This window comes from Azospirillum sp. UENF 211521 (genome assembly GCF_058780535.1).
This window is the reverse complement of the sequence record NZ_JBSNCF010000001.1, coordinates 632,643-648,764: the sequence shown is the minus strand read 5'-3', so window position 1 is coordinate 648,764 and position 16,122 is coordinate 632,643. Positions and strand designations below refer to the sequence as shown.

Genomic DNA, 16,122 nt, shown 5'->3' with positions numbered 1-16,122 from the left:
TCACGGCAAAATGATCTCAGGACGGTTTGCGCGCCGGGCGGGGCTCGCCGAACAGGTAGCCCTGGCCGAAATCGATGCCGCTGCGCTGGATCGCGTCGAGCTGCGCCTCCGTCTCGATCTTCTCGGCGATGAGGTCAATGCCCGTGCCGTCCAGGCGGCGGCGCAGATCCTCGATGCGGGGCGCCAGGACCGGGTCGAGCAGCAGGCCGCAATCCAGCTTCACATAGCGGATCTCGTGCCGCAGCAGCGCGTTCACGTCGATGTCCAGGTCGGTCACCCGGTCCATGGAGAAGCGGAAGCCGATGCGGGCGAGCTGCGACAGGATGCCCATCGTCACCGCCCCGCCCGCCCGCAGCTCCTGCTGGCTCAACTCGAAGGCCAGCTTGGGCACCAGCGTCTGGTTGCGCACCATCAGGTCCAGGAACTGCCGCATGAAGGCCGCGTCGCTGAGCGTGGCGGCGGACATGTTGCAGAAGAAGCCGATGGCGTGCTGGCGCCGCTCCGTCTCACGGATCAGCTGGATGCAGCGGACCAGCAGCAGATTGTCGATGGTGGCCATCAGCCCGGCGCGCTCCGCGATCTCCAGATAGCGGTCGGGCAGGATCAGCGCCCCGTCGGCGGCGCGCACCCGCGAGAACACTTCGAAGAAGCGGTGCTTGCGCTGGGGCAGGCTGACGATCGGCTGGAGGTGGACGTCGATCCGGTCGGCGGCCAGCGCGTCGCGCACCACCTCCAGAACGCCGGCCCCGTCCATCGGCCGGGCTTCGGCTTTGGCCGCAGGCTGCGGGTCCGGACGGCGCGAGTCCGGGAAGGCCGGCCCCGGGCCGGATGGCGGCGGCGCTTCGCGTTCCTCCGCCGGCCGGACTTCGCCGAGCCGCGCGACCAGCGCGTGGAGGAGCCTGACCTCCTGAAGGACGGCCTCGTGGGTGGCCGCGGAGCGATCGGCGTCGCCGGCCTCCGCCTCCGGTGCGACGCGCGGCTCCAGCCGTTCGGCCAGCGCGTCCACACTCTTCTGCAGACGGTCCAGGCGCTCCAGGGTGTCGCGCTGCCGGCGGGCCAGCCGGCGGTGCAGGTCCACGGCGGCGCCGGCCAGAAGGATCAGACCGCCGCCGATCCAGCCCATCGCCGGGTCGGTGCCGGGCCGCAGTTCCGGCAGGCCGAGGGCGACCGAGACCGCCGCCGCGGCGACGGCCAGCCCGTGAAGGAAGGCCGCCAGGGCCGCCATGCGCCCGCTCAGCGGTGATCCGCCCCCACCGCGTCGCTCAGCGAGGCGAAGCCGTCGCGGCGCAGCAGGGCGGCGAGGTCGCGCCGGATCGCCAGCACCAGCGCCGGCCCGGCGTAGACCAGCGCGGAATAGAGCTGCACCAGCGACGCGCCGGCGCGGATCTTGGCGTAGGCATCGGCGCCCGACGCGATGCCGCCGACTCCGACCAGCGGCATTTTGCCGCCGGTCAGCCGGTACATCTCGCCCAGGACGGCGGTCGAGGGCGCGAACAGCGGCTTGCCGGACAGGCCGCCGGCCTCCGCGCGCAGCGGCTCGGGGATGTCCGCGGGCCGGGCGATGGTGGTGTTGGACACGATCAGCCCGTCGATGCCCGACTCGAGCGCGACCGCGGCGATGTCCGCCTTGTCCTCGTCGGTCAGGTCGGGCGCGATCTTCAGCAGGACCGGCGGCGCCTTGGCCAGCCGGCAGGCGGACCGGGCGTCCAGAACGCGGCCCAGCAGGGTGCGCAGCGGCTCGCGCCCCTGGAGCGCGCGCAGGCCCGGCGTGTTGGGGGAGGAAACGTTGACGACCAGATAGTCGGCCAGGGCGGCCACCCGGGTGACGCCGAGGACGTAATCGTCCGCCGCCTCCACCGTGTCCTTGTTCTTGCCGAGGTTGGCGCCGACGAGTCCCGGCGCCTTGTGCCCGCCGGACAGGCGTCGCTCCAGTCTTTGGGCGAAGGGCTCCAGCCCCGCGTTGTTGAAGCCCATGCGGTTGATGACGGCTCCCTGCTCCGGGGCGCGGAACAGGCGCGGCCTGGGGTTGCCGGGCTGCGGCCGGGGCGTGACGCTGCCGGCCTCCACGAAGCCGAAGCCCAGCCGCAGCATGGCGTCGACCACCTCGGCGTTCTTGTCGAAGCCGGCGGCGAGGCCGACCGGGTTGGCGAACTCCAGGCCGAACACCGTGGTCCGCAGGATGGGATCGTCCTTCTCCCGCACCGGCGGCATCAGCCCGCTCGACAGGGCCTTGATGGTCAGCCCGTGCGCGGTCTCCGGATCGAAGCTGCGCAGGACGGGGCCGACGATGGGAAAGAGGTCGATCACGGCGTGGTATCCTCAGAGACTCAAGAGAGGGCGGCATCCCGGAAGGTCGCCGGGAAGAGGTGGCGGCCGTCCGGCCCCAGCGGCAGCGGGTCGGCGCGCAGCACCGCCGCGGGCGGCAGCGGGCCGTAGAGATGGGGAAAGAGCTGGCCGCCGCGCGACGGCTCCCAGCGGAGCGCGTCACCCAGCGCGGCGCCGTCCACCGTCAGCAGGACGAGGCCGTCCTGCCCGGCGCGGTGCTTGGCGGCACTTTCCTCGACCTGGGCGCCGGTGGAGAAGTGGATGAAGCCGTCCGCCGCGTCCTGCGACGAGCCGTGGTAGGCCCCGGCGGCGAGCGCCTTCTCCCACTCCGCGGCGCGGCACATATGAAAGATGATCCGTTCAGTCATGGCACGGGACCTTAGCGCAAAGCCGCCCGCCAAAGCCAGCCGTGGCAAATTTGGGAGGATCGGCGGACCGTTGATAACTTCAGAATGGGACGTTGCGCTGTTTGCTTCGCAATTTGCAAATGTGGCTTTGGGAATCCCGCGGCATTTTGCAGAAGGAAAATTCGCCGTTCCGCCGGGCCGCCCCCCGCCGACCACACGGAAAAGCCGCAGAATCAAGGATTCCCAAGGGCGCCCGCCGTCTCGGCGGCAACCAATCGGAATTGGCATCGGGATTGCTGAGAGAAGGGCAAGCAAGGAGATGCCCCATGAACGCGATTGCGATGAATGTTGTGAAGGAACGGCACCCGGTGGAACACGCGCTCGACTCGCGCATCCATGGGGTGATCGTGTCCAGCGTGGACAGCGCCCCCCTGGCCGCCCTGGCGGAGCCCAGCAGCACGCCCGTCCCGCTGAAGCCCTCGGCGGCGATGCTGGCCGCCGGGTCGCGCGCCGGCGGCGTCTCGGTCGAGACCGCCTGGAAGATCTACCTGGCGATGATCAAGGAAGCCGCCTGACCGGTCCGTTCCACCCTCTCCTTCCGCGGCGGCGGACCGGATGCGGATGTCCGGCCCGCCGGAACGCCGCAGGGAGGTGCCGGTGCGTGACGCGGCGTCATTCGACGTCGTTGTAGAACTGGAACCCGCCGATCTCGGCACAGACGCTGCGCCCTTGCGCCCATTGCGGGTTTTCCCCCGCCCGGTGCAGGTGGGTCGCACCGCTGGTCGGGTCGTCGAGCAGGCCGGCCACCGCGCGGCGGGCGATCCGTTGAGCGGCGGCGAAGACCGGGTCCGCGGCGGTCACCGACAGCAGCCCCAGCCGTCCCGGCGCGTCCGGGTCCCAGCAGGGGAACTGTCCCGGCAGACGGCAGACGGCGACCACGTCGCCGCCCCACCAACACCCTCCCTGGTTGTGCGCCCGGTCGACGCGGTTCATCACGACCGCCGCCACCGCCTCCATGGCCCGAACCAATTCGCCGCGCGCCTCCCCCCACAGGGTGCGGGCGAGCGTGTCGACGGCTTGGCCGGAACCATCGGCGGACGGACCCAGCGGCGGAACGCCCGGTCCCGGCTCCGGCTTGAGGACGCGCGTTCTCATCGGCGCTCTTGCCGGGGTTCTTGTCGACGTTCTCATCGGCGGCCTCCGTCGCCGTAGGGCGGGGCGAACGGCGCGCAGCCGTTCTCCAGCTTGGTCTCGATGCGCAGCAGATGGTCGGTCAGCCGCCGCTCCACATCCTTCAGCGTCGCCACCGAGACGTAGGTCTTGGCGACCTCCAGCTTGTAGGCGGCCAGGCTCTCGCGCACCTGCGCCTGGGCGGTCTCGGCGCGGGCCCGCACCGTTTCCAGCGCGGACTCGGCGTCCCGGCGCAGCCGGGCGATCAGCCAGAACAGCCCGCCCATCACCGGCAGTTCGACCGCCGTGATCCACCAGGACAGGTCGATGGACTCCTGCATCTCCGTTCTCCAAGGAAAAAGGCAAAAGAAAAGGCCGCCATCCGGTCAGGGATGGCGGCCCGAGGGACCAAGAGGCTTTGCGGACCGGATCACACGCCCCAATCCTCCACCGGGGTCGGCGCCGTCGCGGCGCGCCAGTCCGGCTTCCGCCCCGGCGCCGGCTGGCGGTCGAAGCGGAACGGCTCGCAGGACAGCGCGCCGGCCACCGCGTCCAGCCCGTCGTCGCGGCCCGTGTAGCGCCCGTCCGGCGACCATTCGCGCATTTCGCGGATGAAGGGCGTCTCCCACACCGTGGCGTGGGCCAGCAGACGGCGGTCGGCCAGCAGGGCGTCGAACGCCTCGCGGATGCGCAGCGCCTTGGCGCGGCGGCTCGCCTCCTCGACCACGGCGGCGCCGACCTTCTCCGTGCGCAGCGCCTTGCGCAGCAGGCCGGGCAGGAAGCGCCCGATGCCGTTGATCTCCACATGGACCGCCGGCAGATGGTGCCGCTCCAGGAAGCGGGCGACCTGGAGGCACTGCTGCTCCGCCTCGGTGTCCGGATCGCCGGGGTCCACCGACAGGTAGAGCACGCGGTGCAGGTAGAAACGCCCATCCGCCCCGCCGAACAGGGCGGCGACGACGCTGGAATCGCCGGGCTTGCCGCCCTCCGCCGCCGGCCGCGCGAAGGCCGGGTCCCACCAGCAGGAGGCCGAGGCCATGCGCAGGCCGTTCAGCGTCAGCACCGCCCGCCCCGCCGACTCCCGGTAGTCCAGTTCGCCGTCGTAGCGGCCCAGCCGGTCGGGGTCGAGGAAGCCCTCCGCCTCGTTGACCGGCTGGAGCAGCATCTGGCTGGTGAATTTGTTGGGGCCGGTCGCCTTGCGGATGCGGTTGACGTGGGCCTCGCCGAAGCGCTGCGGCCAGGCGTAGCGGCGCCGGCCGTCCGGGCCGTCGGTGTAGACGGGCAAAACCAGCCGCGCGAAACCGTCCAGAAAGGGCCGCGTTTCCCCCGCCTCCGTCCGCGGCTCCTCCGCGTAGATGGAGTAGTAGCTGTGCGGCGTCCCGACATAGAGCTGCACCCCGCCCGGCACCAGCAGATAGTCGATCTCCGCCAGCCTCTCGCGCAGGTCGGCGCGCTTGCCCGGACTGCCGGAGGTGCGCGGCACCTCGACGTCGTCGCAGATCACCACGTCGGCGCGGCTACCCGTGATGTTGCCGCCGACACCCGCCGCCACCATGGAGGGGTCGCGCAACTCCTGCGCGCGGACCACGGTGAACTGGTCGGCGGCCCACTGGTCACGCTCCTTCGCCGGGGGCTTCAGGCCGAGGGTGTCGGGGTGGCGCTCGATGATGCGCTTGACGTTGCGCACCATCTTCTTGGCCAGCTTCAGGTCCGCCGCCAGGACGAGCAGCCGCCGGTTGGGGTCCTGGTAGAGCATCCAGGCTGCGAACAGCCCGACGATGGACGACTTGCCCGCCCCGCGGAAGGCCATCAGCAGCAGGCGCGGCCCCATTCCAAAGGACCCGATGCCGAAGGGCCCGACGCCGGCCGCCTGCCGCTCCAGCCACGCGGCGATCTGGAGATGGTGGCGCGGGGTGGTCAGATCCGATTGCCGGTTCCAGTCCTGGACGAAGGCGAAGAAGCCCTTCTTGCGCGTGTCCGCCGCCTCCATCACGCCACCCGCCCCAGGATGTGCCAGCCGGCGCCGTTGGACATCGCCGTGACCGCGCTGCCGGTGGCGGCCAGGGTCACCGGGGCGTTGTCCGGCCCGCCGCCGCCCTGCACGGTGACGGTGATCGGGTTGCCCGAGACATCGGCCTTCTTGACCGTCACCGTGCGCCCGACCGCGTGCAGCGCCCCCGGCGGTGGCAGCCGCACCGTGACGGCACCACTGAAGGCGCTCACCAGATACAGCGCCTGGTTCAGGTCCGGCTCGAACAGGCCCGGCTGGTCGTGGAAATGGGCGTTGTCCGGCCGGTTGTTGCCGGCCACCACCCACCAGCCGGCCCCGTTCGACACGACGGTCACGAAGTCGTAGCGGTTGCCCAGCGCCGCCGTCCGGCCGTCCGGCCCCGGCCCGCCCTCCTCGGTAATGGTCAGGCGGTGGAGGGAGGCGTCGGTCCGCTTCACCGTCACCGCGTGGCCGTTGGCCGCCTCCGCCGCCGGCAGCCGAAGCTCCACGTCGCCGCTGTAGGCACTCGCCAGATAGACGGAGCTGGTCAGGTCCAGCGCGACCACCCCACCGGCCTGCGGCTCCACATATTCGGTGTCGTAGCGCAGGGCCTCGACGACCAGCTCGGAGACGCGGCTGCGCGCCAGCCGGTTCTTTTCCGGATAGCCGGCGTTCACCGCCGTGTAGCGGCCCCCGGACTGGTCGTAGATGGCCGGCCCGGCGGACATCGACAGCAGATTGACGATGGCCGTCTCGACCGACCCGGCGTCGAGCTGCACGTTGGGCACGCCGCCCAAGGATTCCGCGTAGAAGTTCAGGATCAGCGTCTTGTCGGTGTTGGCGCCGACGCGGAAGCAGGCCAGAGCCATCGTCGACAGGTTGGCCTCGCAGTCCTGGAAACTGTTGTTGTACTTGCCCTGCTCCACGAAGAAGCCGCAGCCGGCGATCGGCGCCGACAGGGAATAGACGCGCACCATGGAGAAGCGGTTGGCGTTGGGCGTGTCGCCCTCCCCCGTCCGGGTCAGCCACACCCCGTGCAGCGACGGGCGGGCCACCAGCACGCGCGACACCATGTTCCAGTAGCAGGGCCAATTGGGGTCGGCGTAGCCGTCGAACAGCAGCCCGACCCGCGGGTCCCAGATGGTCAGGTCGCTCAGCGTGTTGTGCACGCAGGGTCCGTCCCGCCCGAACAGCCTCACCGCGGCGTCGCCCCGCTCCAGCCGCAGGCCGCTCACCGTGGCGTAGCCGTCCGGCAGATGGATCAGGTCGAACGCGGCCGAGGCGCCGGCGATGACCGACCTCTGCCCGGCGCCATACAGAGTCTGGCCGTAGCCGACGGTCAGCGTGTTGGTGATCCGGTAGGTGCCCGGCGGCACATGGACGGCGTCCGCGCTGGTCAGCGCGGCCTGGATCGCCCGCGTGTCGTCGACGACGCCGTCGCCGACCGCACCGAAATCCCTCACCGACAGGGCGTCGGCCAGCTTCTCGCGCACCGGGCGGCGCACCGCGCCGGCGCCGGGGGCGACGAAGGTGGACAGCGCCTCCTCGTCCACCGGCTTGCGGGCGATCGGGTTTCCCACCGTATCGAAGGCGAGGAGCTGGCCGGCCCGCACCGTCCGTTCCGGCAAGCGGTTGGAGGCCGGCAGGTCGGTGTCGGTGTAGCGCAGCATCAGTTCCTGATCCCCGGCCACCTGCTGGAGCGCGGCGGTGAGCTGGTCGAATTCGCGGTTCAGGCTGGCGGCCGGGAGCGGCCCGCTCTCCAGGAAATCGCTCATCCGCTCGATGGGCAGGCGGCGGCGCAGCAGGACGGGCGTCCCGGCCTCCGGCGGTGTTGCGAAGGCCACCGTGCCGCCCGCCGTCTCCCCGGCGCCGGTCACCGCGTAGCCGGTGGTCTGCCGCGCCGCGCCCAGGAAGATCTGAAGGTCGCCGTCCTCGAAGATCGGAAACGGATAAACGAAGTCGGTCTGCACGCCGTCGGCAAGATACTGGACGCGCGGGTTGCCGCGCGGAACGTCGAATGCGCTGGGCATTGGGGGGCGCCCCTTCTCCTGCGTGGGTTGACCGGGGGTGTCAGTAAAAGCGGCTCATGAACTCCAGCCGTTGCCGCTCGGCGAGCTGCGCCTGCTCCAGCAGGTTGCGGCGGCGCACGCTGTCGACCTCCTGCTGGATGGCCTCGCGCTTCAGCCGGTCGGTGCCTTCGGCCTCCCCGCGCTCCGCGGCGCTGTCCTTGACGACGCCGAGCAGGATCGCCTCGCCGGACCCATCCGCCGCGCTGACCCCGTTGGAGCCGAGCGTCGCGCGGGTGCGCGCCACGGTGCGGCGCAGGGCGTCCACCCGCCGCCGCTCGTCGGACTGCGCGGCGGCCGAGATCTGGGCCAGCCGTGTGCGGGCGTCCCCCTCCTTGTCCGCCAGCGTGGCGGCCTGCCCGGCGCGGAGCTGCCCGGCGGCCAGATTCTGGCTCTGCGCCAGCCAGTCCATCTCGCGGGCGCGCTGCCGCTCCGCCTCGATGCGGGCCTGCTCGTCCTTCTGGCGCTGAAGCTCCTGGTCCTGGCGGCGCAGCTCGTCCTCGCGCTGCCATTGCAGCCGCTGCTGCTCCGCCTGCTGGGCGTAGCGGCGCTCGTCGGCGGCCTGCTGCCGGCGCGCGCTGTCCGAGGTGCCGGAGACGCGGTCCACCGTGTCGGCGACGGAGTTGACCAGCGGCAACGCCGTGGTGGCCAGGGTCGTGATTCCGCCCATCAGTCGTTCACCCTCAATTCCATGGTTACGGACAAAAGCGTGAAGGGCAGCGGTGCGTCCTGCCGGATGCTCCACAGCGGCCGGTCGCTGTCGCGCCGCCAGCCCAGTGCCCGCAGCCTGCGGTCGCCGGAGACCAGCGCCGGGACGCCGCCCACGGGCTGCGGCCCCGTCCGGTGCAGCGGCAGTTCCTGAAGGCCGCGCCCCAGGTCGGCGTGGAGCGCTGCCGTCTCCTCCAGCCGGAAGCCGACGGACACCAGCCGCACCGCGTCGGTTCCGCCCGCCTGGCCGAGCAGGCTGACCGGCAGCGGGTCGATGCGGTGGCTGTAGGGCAGCCCGGCCTCGACATGGCGGGCCGGCGGGTCGAGCACGATCTTGCCGGCGGCGACGGTGGCGTCGGCGCGGACCCTGCCGTCGGCGACCACCGCGAGGGTCCGCCCCTCCAGATGATCCAGCCCGCTCCACACCGCGGTCGGGGAGTCGTGGTCGCCGACCAGGGCGGCGTCGAGGTTCAGGGCGTCGTCGAAGCGCTCCACGCTCCACCGCCCGGCGCGGTCGACCAGCGCGTAGACCTCGTCCCCGACCACCGCGACGGAGCGCACCGCCCCGTCGGTCTCCAGCCGGGTCCAGGCGGTCACCTGCTCCAGCCGGTAGACGGTCAGGGCGCACAGCGCGCCGTCCTCCATAACCACGAACATCAGCCGGCGGCCCTGGTCGTAATCCTGGTCGCGCGGCTTCACCACCAGATGGCGGGCGAGCAGCGCCAGATCGTTGGCCTGATAGGCGGCCTCGGTGTCGGTGTAGAGGAATTCGCGGATTTCCCGCCCGTTGCGCGACACGAACAGGGTGGCCCCGTCCACGTCGCGCGGCGGGACGGAGCGGTCGACGGGAGAGCCGATGCGGGTCTGCCGGTGGACCTGGATGTTCTGCGGGGTCAGCGGGTCGCCCGACACCATGTACTCCGCGCCAGAGGTGAAGACCTGGAGATGCCGCCCGGAGAAGACGGCGCGCACCGCGTTCACCTGATCGGACAGGATGCCGAACTCGATGGCCTCGTCGTCCTGCCCGGTGCCGAGGTCGAAGTTCCACAGGTCGGCGGAGCGCGACAGCCACAGCCGGTTGGGCAGATCGCGCGAGCCGCCGATGACCAGCCGGTCCTGGTGGAAGGCCGCCGACACCGGCCAGCCGCGCAGCGGCGAGAAGGACTGCTCGTCCCAGGCCGTCGTGGCGGCGGTGCCGGCCAGCGTCTCCAGCACCGTCGCGGTGACCTGCGTCCCCGACACCACCCCCTCGACGCGGAGCTGCTTGCCCTGGATGCGCAGACGCGTGCCCTCCTGCTTCGGGTCGAAGACCGCGGCGGAGGCCGTCACTGTCACCAGCCCGTCCGTGCCCGACGGGGTCAGCGTCACAGCGGGATCGGCGAAGCGGTAGAAGGGCATCGCCACCCGCTCCCCCTCCGCAACGTAGCTCCAGCCGCTCAGCGCCCAGGCGTCGGCGCCGCTGCGGGTCAGCTTGCGCGGCGGCACGTCGGGGTGGCAGACCAGCAGCGTGTCGGCGCTCTGCGTCCAGGTGATCTGGGAAAGCTGGGCGGCGGTCCAGGGCGCCGCGACGCTGGCGATGGGCGCGTCGTCGCCGTAGACGTCGATCCGGCCGTCGGAAAAGACCAGCAGATAGGTCTGCTCGGTGTTGAACTCGAAGGCGACCAGCCGCCCGTCGCCGCGGGCCGGATCGACGAAGGCGAGGCCGGAGCGGCGCGTCACCCCGCCGGTCGGGTGGATGAACAGGTTGCGCAGCGCCAGCGCCCCGTTGTCGTAGGCGCGCAGGTCGCCGCGCCCGAGCAGCCGGCGGGAAATCTCCCCCGCCGTGAAGTTGGTCTTCACCTGACGAATCCGCGCCATCAGCCCCTCGCGTCGATCAGGGTGAAATCCTCGAAGCCCGGCTGGCTGTCCTGCAGGGCGTCGATCTGGCGGGCGCGGCGGAACTCGCTCTCGGCCAGCCGCTGCAGAAGCTCCGCCCGGCTCGTGCTCTCGGTCAGCGGAATGCAGAACTCCGCGGCCAGCCGGGCGATCAGCGCCTGATCGAAGAAGGCCGGGAAGTCCTCCTCCGCCGGGCGCCCGACATAGGTCAGCACCACCGCGTCGGACGCCGCCTGCAGCGCCCGTCCGGCGATGCGATAGTCCAGCCCGCGGCCCCGCCCGCCCGCCCCGGCGCCGAGCGCGCGCAGGAAATCGGCGGGAAGCTGGAAGGCCACGCCGTAATCGGCGACCGGGTCGTCGGCCAGCCGCGCCAGCCGGGCCTGCCGGGTGGCGAAGCTCCAGGCGTTGGCGGAGAGCAGCGCGTCGCGCGCCGGTTCGTAGAGGCCCGCCGCGACCTCCGCCTCGGCGGTGCCCTCGTCGAAGGCGGTGATCGCCGTCGCCCCAATCTTGAGGAGCGCGCGGCTGCACAGCCCGATGGCCGTCAATGCCATGGGTTCGATCCTTCGAAACAGAGGAAGGATGCCGGGGCGCCTGAACGCCCCGGCTTGGCGTGAGCCGTGATCAGGTCTTGATGACGTAATTCAGGATCAGGGTCGGCTGCACGGTGTTGTGCGGCTGGCCGCCGCCGACGCTCGAGGTTTGCTGACGCTGGGGAATGGCGCCGTTGCCGCCCGCGAAGTTGTTTCCCATCTTGAACCACATCACATCGTGGCTGTGGTTCGGCATCTCCTCGATGGTCAGGGTGTGGACCTGCTCGCCGCCCGCCGCACCGAGGGTCGTGCCGTCGATGCCGGCTCCGGCGGAAGTCACACGGTTGGCCGCGGTGCCGCCCATGCTGTCCAGGCCGGCGGGCACGCGGCCGCGCAGGTCGGGAACACGAAAGGTGCCGGTGGCGTCGGAGGCGTTGCTGAACGCCCGGCCCAGGATCGCCGCAAGGGCGGGGTGGCTGGCGTCGTCGAGCAGGCTGCCGTCGCAGAACAGATAGCCGTCGGGGGCGCTGGCGCCGCCGAACGCGAGAACGGCGCCGGTGGGAACCAGCCAGGAGCAACCGGAGGAAACGGTCATGATGCTGTCTCCAGAATGTGGGTGGGAAAGGGATCGTCAGTCGGTGTTGGACGCGCCGAAGGGCGACAGGTTGGCGACGTCCACCACCCCCGCCGCGTTGGCGGCGACGACGAGGACGCCGGCGGCGGGCGCCCCGGCGGTGCCGGTGTTGGCCAGGATCATGTCGCCGCTGCGCAGCAGGTCGGACGCGCCGTTGAAATAGCCGCTGTTGTCCACCAGCGTGGCGGCGTCCGGCGTCGTGTAGTGCCACAGGGTGAAGCCGTTGGCGTAGGCGAGGACGCTCAGGTCCTTCGGAAGATAGGGCATGGGGAAAACTCCAGATCGGTCGTCGGCGGGGAGCGTCAGGTGTCCGGGGTCAGGCTTCCAGGCAGCGCATGGTCACGACGCCCGCCGCGTCGATCAGGCCGGCGCCCTGCGACATCATGTTGTTGACGAAGTGCGCGGCACGGTCGCCGTGCCACGAGATGTCCGTCTTCACGTCGGCGCCGGAGGCGTGGCCGACGGCCGTCTTGTGGTACCAGTGGCACAGCCGCACGCCGCCCTCCGCCTTCAGGCCGGAATGGGGCATCCACAGCGTGCCCAGCCAGCGCTTGGCCTGGGTGCCGCGCCAGGGCAGCTCGTCGGCGCCGACATATTCGGTGCTGGCGAACTCGTCGATGCCGAGGAGCTGGCTCCACTGCTTCCAGCCGACGACGGCGTAGCGCTGGCCGTCGTCCGGCACGTCGGACTCGCCCAGCTTCTCGAAGGCCGCCAGCACCTTTGCCTTGGTCAGCCCGTCGCCGGGGCCACCCGCGTAATTGGTGGATTTGTTCAGCTCACCGAGGATGAGCTCGTCGGTCTTGCGGCCCAGCGCGTAGGCGCCGGCGCTGGCGATGATCTGCCGCTCGTCGATGTTGGTCTTCAGCTCGTCCAGCCGGTCGACCCAGTCGCCGGCGTAGAAGTCGTAGAGGGTGCATTCGACCGGCGTGTGGTCCAGGTTCATCACCGGAACGGCGCCGTGGCGCGCCTTGGTCGAGGCGGTGCCCTTGCCGACCTTCTGGAAGACGGTGGAGGCGCCCTGGACGTTGTTCTTGGTGCGCACCGTGTTGCGCAACTTGGAGCCCATGCGCTGGTAGGCGTCGTGCACTTCGCGCTCGAACTGCTTGACGAAAGCCTGGGCGACCGAGGTGGACATCGGACTGTTTTCCTTTCGCGTTCTGCGGGGTCCCGTCCGGCGGGAAGCATTCCGCCACCCGGTTGTCAGGCGCGCCCGATCCCCGGACAGGACGGGGGGACGCGCGCCCGGCCGCGGGCGAAGCGCGAAAAAGAAAGAGGCTGGCCGGGCCTTTCGGTTGTCCGGCCAGCCTCTTTCAGGACAGGCATGGAGGGGAGGTTCGGGATGCCGCGGCCCATCCTGTGAGGGGACGCAGAACGGGCGTTGGCAAGACCGTTTCTAGGACATCCGGCCTCTCATGTCAAGAATATTTTCCTTTATGCCGGAGCCATCCCCTAGGCGCGGTACTCCCTTGTGGCAGGGAATATTCCCCGGAACCGCGCTGTTGAACGGTTGGCCTCAACGGCCCGAAAACACGGCATAAAAAAGGAATACGCTTCATGAAGACGATCATCACCGCCTGTGGCGTCGCCGCGCTTCTGCTCGCCACGCCCGCCATGGCCGAAAGCATGTCCGGAACCGCCAAGGAGGTCCCGAGCAACAAGGCGACCGGGCAGGTCGCGGCCACCCACGGCTCGCTCGACCCGGCGGTCGCGAAGATGACCGCGGCCCAGCTCAAGGGCAAGGACGTCTACGGCAGCGACGGCAAGGACATCGCCGAGATCGAGGGCATCGTCCGCAAGGGCGGCCAGACCTTCGCGGTGATCGACGTCGACCACATCGCCGACATGAGCGACAAGGACGTCGTCCTGCCGCTGGAGCGGCTGCACATGAAGGGCAAGCGCCTGACCGTCGACATGACGGAGAACGACCTTAAGGGTCTGGAGTCCTGGCAGAAGGACAAGTACGAGGACGTCAAGGGCGCGCTGCGCTGACGCCTGGATCGGGACGGTCCGGGGGCGACGGCCCCCGGACCTTTTGAATCTCACGCCGTCCGGCGCAGGCGCATGGCCAGCAGGTCCGCGGCCTGCCCGGCGGGGACCGGACGCCCGGTCAGCCAGCCCTGGACCAGGGTGCAATTGTGGTGGCGCAGGAAATTGGCCTGTTCCTGCTTCTCCACCCCCTCCGCCACCACGTCGAGCCCCAGCATATCGGCCATGGCGATGATGGTGGAGACGATGCCGTTGTCCTCCCGCGCGCTCGGCACGCCGTTCACGAAGGAGCGGTCGATCTTCAGAGTCGTCACCGGCAGCCGCTTCAGGTAGCTCAGCGAGGAATGGCCGGTGCCGAAATCGTCCACCGCCACGCGGATGCCCATGGCCTTCAGCGCCGCCAGGACGGACAGGGCGTGGTCCATGTCCTGCATCACCGCACCCTCGGTGATTTCCAGCTCGACCAGATCGGGCGACAGGCGGTGACGGTCGATGATGCGGCGGAAGTCCTCGGCGGAGCGCTGGCGCAGGTGGCGCGGCGAGATGTTGACGGCCACCGGCACGGGCTCCAGCCCATGGTCGATCCATTCCCGCAACTGTCGGCACGCCTCGTCCAGAACCCAGTCACCGAGCGGCACGATGAAGCCGGTGTCCTCGGCGACCGGGATGAACTCGCCGGGCGGGATCATGCCGAAGCCGGGCTTGTCCCAGCGCAGCAGCGCCTCGAACCCCTCCAGCGACTGGTCGATCAGCGACACCTTGGGCTGGTAGTGAAGCTGGAACTCGCCGCGCGCCAGCGCCGCGCGCAGGTCGCGGTCCAGCGCCAGATGGCGGTGCGCCTGGTCGGCCAGCTCCTTGCGGAAGAAGGCGTGGCGCTTGCCGCCGGCCCGCTTGGCCGCGTAGAGCGCCGTGTCGGCGGAGCGGACCAGCTCCTGCGCGCTGTCGGCGTGGTCGGGGAAAAGGGCGATGCCGATCGACGGGCGGACGTAATGCTCGGTCCCCATCAGCAGCACCGGCTCGTCGAAGGCGGCCAGGATCCGCTGGGCGGCGATCTCCACCTCCTGCGCCTCGCCGACCTCGTCGAGGATCACCGCGAAGTCGTCGGTGCCGATGCGCCCCACCGTGTCGCTCGCCCGGACCGTGAGGACGATCCGCGAGGCGACCTCCTGCAGCAGCAGGTCCCCGGCGTGGTGGCCCAGCGTGTCGGTGATCAGCTTGAAGCGCGACAGGTCCAGGCACAGCACCGCGAAGCGGCGGCCGTGGCGCCGCGCCCGCTCGATCGAGGTGTCGAGCAGCGATTCGATGAGGGCGCGGTTCGGCAGGCCGGTCAGCCGGTCGCGCGTGGCCAGCCGCAGCAGTTCCCGCTCGTGGCGCAGCCGCTCCGTCATGTCGGCCAGCGCGCAGACGTAGCTGCGCCGCCCCTGCACGTCCAGGCAGGACAGGGAGAGCGAGGCGTCGATCCGCCCGTCCGCCCGCTCGATCACCAGCTCCTCGGCACGTTCCCTGCGGCCGCCGGTTCCCACCCCCGCGACGGCACCGTCGGCCGGTGCCCCCAACCCCAGCAGCCGGGCGACGCGCTCGCGGTCCTCCTCGGCGAACAGGTCGGCGAAGCGATGGCCGTCGAGCCGCTCCGCGGGCACGCCGAACAGCGCGACGGCGGCGGGGTTGTGCTCCTCGACCAGACCGTCCTCGCCGACCAGCACGATGGCTTCGCCGATGTTGTTCATGATGCCGAACAGCCGCTCGTCGCGCACGATCAACGCCTCGGCGGCCTGCCGGAAATAGTCCATGGCGCGGGCCATCGCGCCGAACTCGTCCTTGCGGTCGCGGCCGGGGATGTCGATGCCGGTCTGCCCTTCGGTCAGCCGCTCCATCCGCTCTGACAGCGCCTCGATGGGACCCAGCACATGCTGCGACAGGAACACCGAGAGCGGCCAGCTCAGCACCAGAAGGACGGCGATGAACAGCATGAAGGCCAGGGCCTCCATGGCGAACTCGCGATCGAGGTCGTCGGTCCCGCTGACCGCCGCGATGGTCCAGCCCCAGGGCTCGAAGGCCAGGCTGGCGCGGACCGAACGGCCCTCGCCCATCCACCCCTCGGGCACGCGCCCGTCGGTGAACACGCTGACATGGAAGGGATCGCGCCCCAGCGCCCGCAGCGCCAGCCGCGCCTGTCCCTGCCCCTCGTCCCGCGCCAGGGCACCGGCCTCGATGGACGCGTTGATCTCGCCAAGCATGGCGTGCGCCGACCCGACCAGCGCGTGGGTCAGCCGTTCCCGCTCCGTGATCAAACCGCTGCGCAGCAGGTAAAGCGCCGGTATTGCCGCCATGAGGCAGCCGATCAGGCCGATCCAGGTCAGCCAGCGGATCTTGCGGCGCAGCGTCATCACGGTCCCGGCGGCAGTCGTCGCACCCGGCTTCTTCCGGGCGGCGGTCATTCTGCGCGAAAGCGTCGCTTTTTTATTTCAAACACGCAACGTCCAAGTTGGCC

16 protein-coding genes are annotated in these 16,122 nt (G+C 70.7%); 2 read left to right on the top strand and 14 right to left on the bottom strand.

Translation table 11 applies throughout. The features are described 5' to 3' along the window. Nucleotides 1-16: 16 nt before the first annotated feature. Genes ACWPN5_RS03050 through ACWPN5_RS03040 form a run of 3 tightly spaced genes read right to left on the bottom strand, consistent with a single transcriptional unit; the run spans nt 17 to nt 2,693 of the window. Complete coding sequence (locus tag ACWPN5_RS03050; RefSeq protein WP_492294165.1) at nt 17-1,225, bottom strand: EAL domain-containing protein; 1,209 nt, start codon at nt 1,223-1,225, stop codon at nt 17-19. A gap of 8 nt (nt 1,226-1,233) precedes the next feature. Further along, entirely contained in the window at nt 1,234-2,307 is a 1,074-nt protein-coding gene (locus ACWPN5_RS03045) for a quinone-dependent dihydroorotate dehydrogenase (protein ID WP_492294164.1), read from the bottom strand. Nucleotides 2,308-2,327: 20 nt separating this feature from the next. Next, nucleotides 2,328-2,693, bottom strand: coding sequence for a DUF952 domain-containing protein (locus ACWPN5_RS03040; protein WP_145682331.1), 366 nt, complete (start codon nt 2,691-2,693; stop codon nt 2,328-2,330). A 305-nt stretch (nt 2,694-2,998) separates the two neighbouring features. On the opposite strand from ACWPN5_RS03040, the gene ACWPN5_RS03035 reads away from it, so the two are divergent. Then, entirely contained in the window at nt 2,999-3,247 is a 249-nt protein-coding gene (locus ACWPN5_RS03035; RefSeq protein ID WP_114861265.1) for a hypothetical protein, read from the top strand. A gap of 97 nt (nt 3,248-3,344) precedes the next feature. Here the strand turns inward: ACWPN5_RS03035 and ACWPN5_RS03030 are convergent, their stop codons facing one another. From ACWPN5_RS03030 to ACWPN5_RS02985, 10 genes are all read right to left on the bottom strand, one after another. After that, entirely contained in the window at nt 3,345-3,827 is a 483-nt protein-coding gene (locus ACWPN5_RS03030; protein ID WP_492294161.1) for a cell wall hydrolase, read from the bottom strand. Between the two features lie 32 nt (nt 3,828-3,859). Continuing rightward, entirely contained in the window at nt 3,860-4,183 is a 324-nt protein-coding gene (locus tag ACWPN5_RS03025; protein ID WP_145677420.1) for a hypothetical protein, read from the bottom strand. Between the two features lie 89 nt (nt 4,184-4,272). Beyond that, nucleotides 4,273-5,832 carry a phage terminase large subunit gene (terL, locus tag ACWPN5_RS03020; RefSeq protein ID WP_492294159.1) on the bottom strand — a complete coding sequence of 520 codons (1,560 nt, stop codon included), beginning with the start codon at nt 5,830-5,832 and terminating at the stop codon, nt 4,273-4,275. Then, nucleotides 5,832-7,862, bottom strand: coding sequence for a glycosyl hydrolase family 28-related protein (locus tag ACWPN5_RS03015; protein WP_200479487.1), 2,031 nt, complete (start codon nt 7,860-7,862; stop codon nt 5,832-5,834). The genes terL and ACWPN5_RS03015 overlap by 1 nt, the downstream gene beginning before the upstream one ends. A gap of 40 nt (nt 7,863-7,902) precedes the next feature. After that, a complete protein-coding gene (locus ACWPN5_RS03010; protein WP_492294157.1) occupies nt 7,903-8,568 on the bottom strand; it encodes a hypothetical protein in 666 nt (221 codons plus the stop codon). Next, nucleotides 8,568-10,463: a phage tail protein gene (locus ACWPN5_RS03005; protein ID WP_492294155.1), complete on the bottom strand. Its 1,896-nt coding sequence runs from the start codon at nt 10,461-10,463 to the stop codon at nt 8,568-8,570. Before ACWPN5_RS03005 ends, ACWPN5_RS03010 begins: the two co-directional genes overlap by 1 nt. Next, nucleotides 10,463-11,032 (bottom strand): phage connector family protein, encoded by a 570-nt coding sequence (locus tag ACWPN5_RS03000; protein WP_145682337.1) that lies wholly within the window; start codon nt 11,030-11,032, stop codon nt 10,463-10,465. Before ACWPN5_RS03000 ends, ACWPN5_RS03005 begins: the two co-directional genes overlap by 1 nt. A 70-nt stretch (nt 11,033-11,102) precedes the next feature. Next, entirely contained in the window at nt 11,103-11,606 is a 504-nt protein-coding gene (locus tag ACWPN5_RS02995; RefSeq protein WP_492294153.1) for a phage tail protein, read from the bottom strand. Nucleotides 11,607-11,642: 36 nt separating this feature from the next. Further along, on the bottom strand, nt 11,643-11,912 hold the full coding sequence (locus ACWPN5_RS02990) for a hypothetical protein (RefSeq protein ID WP_145682339.1): 270 nt from the start codon (nt 11,910-11,912) through the stop codon (nt 11,643-11,645). A 49-nt stretch (nt 11,913-11,961) separates the two neighbouring features. Then, nucleotides 11,962-12,780: a phage capsid protein gene (locus ACWPN5_RS02985; RefSeq protein WP_145682340.1), complete on the bottom strand. Its 819-nt coding sequence runs from the start codon at nt 12,778-12,780 to the stop codon at nt 11,962-11,964. Nucleotides 12,781-13,199: 419 nt separating this feature from the next. Between ACWPN5_RS02985 and ACWPN5_RS02980 the strand changes: the two genes are divergently transcribed. Further along, a complete protein-coding gene (locus tag ACWPN5_RS02980) occupies nt 13,200-13,634 on the top strand; it encodes a PRC-barrel domain-containing protein (RefSeq protein ID WP_145682341.1) in 435 nt (144 codons plus the stop codon). A gap of 50 nt (nt 13,635-13,684) precedes the next feature. On the opposite strand, the gene ACWPN5_RS02975 is transcribed toward ACWPN5_RS02980, so the two are convergent. Beyond that, complete coding sequence (locus ACWPN5_RS02975) at nt 13,685-16,069, bottom strand: putative bifunctional diguanylate cyclase/phosphodiesterase (protein ID WP_492294150.1); 2,385 nt, start codon at nt 16,067-16,069, stop codon at nt 13,685-13,687. Nucleotides 16,070-16,122 lie beyond the last annotated feature (53 nt).